5 protein-coding genes are annotated in these 4,516 nt (G+C 75.3%); 3 read left to right on the top strand and 2 right to left on the bottom strand.

Annotated elements, in window-relative coordinates; all coding sequences use genetic code 11:
• The 3 genes from ACFVX6_RS40585 to ACFVX6_RS40575 form a co-directional block, all read left to right on the top strand.
• The coding region (locus tag ACFVX6_RS40585) for a hypothetical protein (protein WP_389699602.1) at nt 1-322 on the top strand (322 nt) is incomplete at its 5' end.
• A gap of 105 nt (nt 323-427) precedes the next feature.
• Nucleotides 428-1,375, top strand: coding sequence for an AEC family transporter (locus tag ACFVX6_RS40580; protein WP_389699601.1), 948 nt, complete (start codon nt 428-430; stop codon nt 1,373-1,375).
• A 109-nt stretch (nt 1,376-1,484) separates the two neighbouring features.
• Complete coding sequence (locus ACFVX6_RS40575; protein WP_389699600.1) at nt 1,485-1,877, top strand: hypothetical protein; 393 nt, start codon at nt 1,485-1,487, stop codon at nt 1,875-1,877.
• Here ACFVX6_RS40575 and ACFVX6_RS40570 read toward each other — a convergent pair.
• Nucleotides 1,831-2,757, bottom strand: a complete 927-nt coding sequence (locus tag ACFVX6_RS40570; RefSeq protein ID WP_389699599.1) for a serine protease — start codon at nt 2,755-2,757, stop codon at nt 1,831-1,833. The two genes, ACFVX6_RS40575 and ACFVX6_RS40570, sit on opposite strands and share 47 nt — an antisense overlap.
• A 55-nt stretch (nt 2,758-2,812) precedes the next feature.
• Entirely contained in the window at nt 2,813-4,345 is a 1,533-nt protein-coding gene (locus tag ACFVX6_RS40565; RefSeq protein ID WP_389699598.1) for an FAD-binding oxidoreductase, read from the bottom strand.
• Nucleotides 4,346-4,516 lie beyond the last annotated feature (171 nt).

The following is a 4,516-nucleotide window of genomic DNA, read 5'->3' as shown; positions in this document are numbered from 1 at the left end:
CGGGACCGGCAACGGCACCTGGTCAGGGACCGGGTCTGGGACCGGGACCGGCAACGGCACCTGGTCAGGGTCCGGGTCCGGGACCGGGACCGGCATCGGCACCTGGTCTGGGTCCGGCGCGGGGATGGGTACCTGGTCCGGGTCCGGCACCTGGCCCGGGACCTGCGCCTGGTCCGGGTCTGGGACCGGCATCGGCATCGGCATCGGTACCAGCACCGGGTCTGGGACCGGGACCGGCACCGGCACCGGCATCGGCATCGGGACCGGGACCGGGACCGGCACCGGCACCTGGTCCGGCACCGGCTGGGTGCGCCGACGCTAAACCCTGACCCGCACGTCAGGGTCAAGCCCTCCCCGGCGGCCGCAGCCGCTCGACATAGACTGCGCCGGGCACGAACGATCATCGAACGGTGGAGAGCGGGTACGCATGGGCGGGGCGGCCGCGCTGGAGAAACTGATACCGGTGGCGCTGGCCTTCGGCGTCGGCGTGCTCCTCGCACGCCGCAAGGTGGTCCCCGCCGAGGCCTCCAAGGCCTTCGCCGACTACGCCTTCCTCTTCGCGGTCCCCTGCTACCTGTTCGGCAACATCTACGCCGCGGACCTCTCCGCCCTCTTCGACTGGCGGGCCATCGGCGGCTACGCGGCCGCCGCCGCCCTCGCGGTCGCGGCCGTCGCGGCCGCCTCCGCGGCAGCCGGACTGCGCGACCCGCGGGCCGTGGCGCTGCGCGTGATGGCCGGGGTCCAGGTCAACACCGCCTACTTCGCCGTCCCCGTCTTCATCACCTTCTTCGGGACGGCGGCGCCGATCTTCCCGGTGCTGCTCTTCCAGGTCTGCGTCCTGTCGCTCGTCGTCATCGCCATCATGGAACTGGGCCGTGCCGGCCCCGGCGCGGGCGGCCCCGCCCGGCGCCTGTCCCGGGCCGTCAGCGCCTCGCTCGTCACCCCGCTGGTCCTCGCCTGCAACGCCGGGATCCTGCTCAACCTGCTCTCCGTGCACGTCCCGGAGGTGGTCCTCGACGGGGCCGCCTTCGTCGGGGACAGCGCCTCCCCGGTGGCCCTCTTCGCCCTCGGATTGCACCTCGGCGGCATCGGCCTCGACGTCCGGGGCACCACCCGCGAGGAGTTGGCGCTCATCGGCTTCAAGTGCGTGGCCTTCCCGCTGCTGGCGTGGGCGGTGTGCGGGGCACTGTTCGGGGTCCGGGGCGAGTGGCTCACGTACCTCGTGCTGATCGCCGCGATGCCGACGCCCCAGAACCTGTTCATCTTCGCCCAGCGCTACGACGTGGGCGTGAACCTCTCCGCCGCCGTCGTGATCAAGAGTTCCCTGGTCTCCCTCCTGCTGCTGCCGCTCTGGCTGCAGGCGGTGTCCGCGTGACAGCACCGTCCCCGCCATCCCCGTGACCCCAGCTGTCCCCGTGACCCCAGCTGTCCCCGTGACCGCGGCGGCCTCCGTTCCCCGGGCGGACTCCGCTCGTTGAGCGGGTATGGAGCTCCCGTCGATCGCGGCGCCCGGCGTCGGTGAACAGGCCGACGCCGTGGCCGATGCCGCCTGCCACCTCTACGACACCCTCGCGCCCTGGGGCCGCACCGCCCCCGGAGGATGGAGTCGGGGAGCCGCCGAGGACGCCGCGGAGGCCATCGAGACGGCCGCGCACGCCCTCGCGCACGCCCATCCGCGTGCCGAGGTCATCCTCGGACCCGTGCACACCGCCCTCGCGGACCTGCGCCGGCAGCTCGGCCTCGCGCCCGCCGAAGCGCTGACCGCGGAAGGGCTCCCGGCGACCCCGCGCACGGTGGGCAACCCGCGCCGCACCCGCCGGGTGCGGGTGCTCACGCCACCCGCGCCCCGGCAAGCGCCTTCTCGTACAACTTCCTGATGTCGGCGCCGAAGTAGGAGCTGTAGGAGGTGTCGGGGGTGTCCCCGCCCGTCTTCCAGCCGCCGATCACCCCGACCACGTCGCCGGTCTCGGTCCGCTCGTCGAAGCCGGTCAGGAACGGGCCGCCGCTGGTGCCGCCCGGATAGCCGGTGCAGTCGATCCGCAGGAACGATCCGGGGATCCCCGGATCGGTGCTGGTGAACTTCGTCGTCCGGTTCACGCACAGCCGTGGCCGGGCGGCGGAGGCCGGATAGCCGATCAGCGAGACCTGCTTGTGCGCGTACGGGGCGCCGGTCACCAGCCGGTTGCCGCCGACCACGTCCTCCACGGGGTAGCCGTCGGCGTCCGGGCCGACCTGGGCGAAGGCCACGTCGAGGGCGGCGCCCTTGTCTGCGCCGAGCTCCCGGTAGCGCGGGTCGATCCACACCTTGGAGCGGCCGGCCGCATCGCGCAGGATCGGGAACATCCCGTACGGCTGGGGGTTCTGGGCCGTGTACTGCGGTACGAAGGCCACCTGGCGGGCGTCCGTCCCGAGCAGGCAGTGCGCCGCGCTGAGCACCAGGTCGCGGCCGGGGGAGGCGACCACGCTCGCGGTGCAGAAGTACGCGCCGCCGCCCTTCATGACGAACATCCGGCCGACGACCGGGATGCCGTCGAAGTCCCGGCCGGTCCCGTCCACCGCCGCCGGGGCGCCACCGCGGCTGATCGGGACCGCGGACGCCATCCGATCGGGAGTCCAGAACGACTCCGCCTCCCGGGCCGACCACCGGTCGGTGGCCGGGGCCTTGGCCGGGGCGGTGCCGGCCTCGGCCTCGGGCAGGGGCCCGCCGGGCAGCAGCAGGGCGGCCGTGGCCGCCGCCACCGTCAACGTACGTCGCATGTCCGTCTCCTTCTTCGGGGATGGGCAGGGAGAGCGAGGGGCTGGGGACTGGGGGCTATACGGCTTGGGGGAAGCGGAACAGCCGGTCCGGGTCGTAGCGGCGCCGGACCTCTTCGAGGCGGGCCAGGTTCGGTCCGTAGTAGGCCTCGCGCCAGCCGGTCAGTTTCGGGTCGGCGTAGTTCTGGTACGCGGCTCCGCCCGCCCAGAGCCGCAGGTCCTGCCAGAGCCCGTCCAGCCAGCCCTGGTGCCGGCCGATGTCGGCGGCCGGAGCCGCGCCGGGCCAGTAGACGAGGTACTGGGCGAGGAACCCGGCCGAGCGGTGCGCGAAGGCGGTGGCCCGCGCCGGGATCCGGTTGAGGGCCCCGCCGCACACCCCGTCGAACTGCACCACGCCGAACCCGCCGCGCGGCACGCCTCGGGCGTAGCGCCGCAGGGCGGCCAGTACCGCCGAGGCGGCCGCTTCGGTGAGCCCGCCCGGGGCCCAGAAATCGGACCGGGCGGCGTAGGAGTCGCGGCCGAGCCGCCCTCGGGGGTCGTGTCCCGGCAGGCTGCCCGGCAGCCGGCATTCTGCGGGGCTCCGGTCCGGACAGCCCGCCATCGCCCGCACGGTGTCCCCGTAGCCGCGTACGACGGTCCAGCTGTCCCGGGGCGGGCCGCCCACCAGGTCGGACAGCCGGGTCAGCTGCCGCTCCAGCTCCGTGCGCCCGCCGTCCAGGCAGAGCACCCGCAGGGCCGGGGCGCCGACCGGGCCGCCGTCGACGGTGAACTCCACCTGGCTCCAGAACGGATCGGGCAGCGCCTCCAGCCAGCGCTGCCAGCCGAGAAGGACGGCGGGGGAGTCGGCGGCGGACCAGCGCAGTTCCGCGAAGGCGCAGTCGGAGACCGGGTGGGTGCGGAAGCGGAACCCGGTGACCACCCCGAAGTTGCCGCCCCCGCCGCCGCGCAGGGCCCAGAACAGATCGGGTTCGCGGTCGGCGGCGACCTCGCGGACCGTCCCGTCGGGGGTCACGAGGGTCACTCCCGTGAGCCGGTCGGAGGCGGTGCCCCAGGTGCGGGAGGAAAGGCCCAGCCCGCCGCCGAGGGTGAGACCGGCGATGCCGACGGAGGGGCACAGCCCCGTCGGGACGGCCAGGCCCCGCGCGGCGAGCACGGCGTTCACCTCCCCGAGCCGGGCGCCCGCGCCGATCCGGACCCCGGTTCCGGACTCCGCGGCCACCTCCGCCATGGCCCCCGTGTCGATGACGAGTCCGGCCTCGCGGGTGGACCAGCCCGCGTAGCCGTGGCCGCCGCCGCGCGGCACCACGGGGACGGCCGAGCGCCGGGCGAAGTCCAGACAGGCGGCGACGTCCCCGGGGTGCGCGGGGTAGGCCACCGCGCCCGGCCGGACCGTGTCGTAGCGGGGCTGGAACAGCTGTCGGGCCTCGTCGTAGTCCAGGTCGCCCGCCGTCACCACCCGGCCGTCGAGGCTCCGGGCCAGCGACCCGTAGTCCGGGTCCGCGCGGCGGGCCGTCGCGCGGGCCGTCGCGCCGATCGAGGCGAGGACGCCCGCGGCGGCTCCCGCGAGGATCCGGCGACGGTGGAGGGTCATCCCTCCTTCCTGCCACCGCCTTGCCCGTTCGGCGCGAAGGCGGGCCCACGGGGGCCGGCTTGCCCCCCGAACGGCCCATGCCCGGGTGCCTCGGGGGCGGCTCGGGCCGGGACTCCGCCGGGCCCGCCTCCCGCCCGCGCTCCGCCGGCCACCCGCCCGCGCGCCGCCGGC

It is taken from the genome of Streptomyces sp. NPDC058289, from assembly GCF_042880975.1.
Taxonomy (GTDB): Bacteria; Actinomycetota; Actinomycetes; order Streptomycetales; family Streptomycetaceae; genus Streptomyces; species Streptomyces stoeckheimensis.
This window is presented reverse-complemented; position numbering and strand designations above follow the sequence as displayed.

What these genes read in the sequence shown, in the direction of transcription:
- ACFVX6_RS40580 (WP_389699601.1), top strand. Translation starts at nt 428, where the DNA reads ATGGGCGGGGCGGCCGCGCTGGAGAAACTGATACCGGTGGCGCTGGCC.
- ACFVX6_RS40575 (WP_389699600.1), top strand. Translation starts at nt 1,485, where the DNA reads ATGGAGCTCCCGTCGATCGCGGCGCCCGGCGTCGGTGAACAGGCCGAC.
- ACFVX6_RS40570 (WP_389699599.1), bottom strand. Translation starts at nt 2,757, where the DNA reads ATGCGACGTACGTTGACGGTGGCGGCGGCCACGGCCGCCCTGCTGCTG.
- ACFVX6_RS40565 (WP_389699598.1), bottom strand. Translation starts at nt 4,345, where the DNA reads ATGACCCTCCACCGTCGCCGGATCCTCGCGGGAGCCGCCGCGGGCGTC.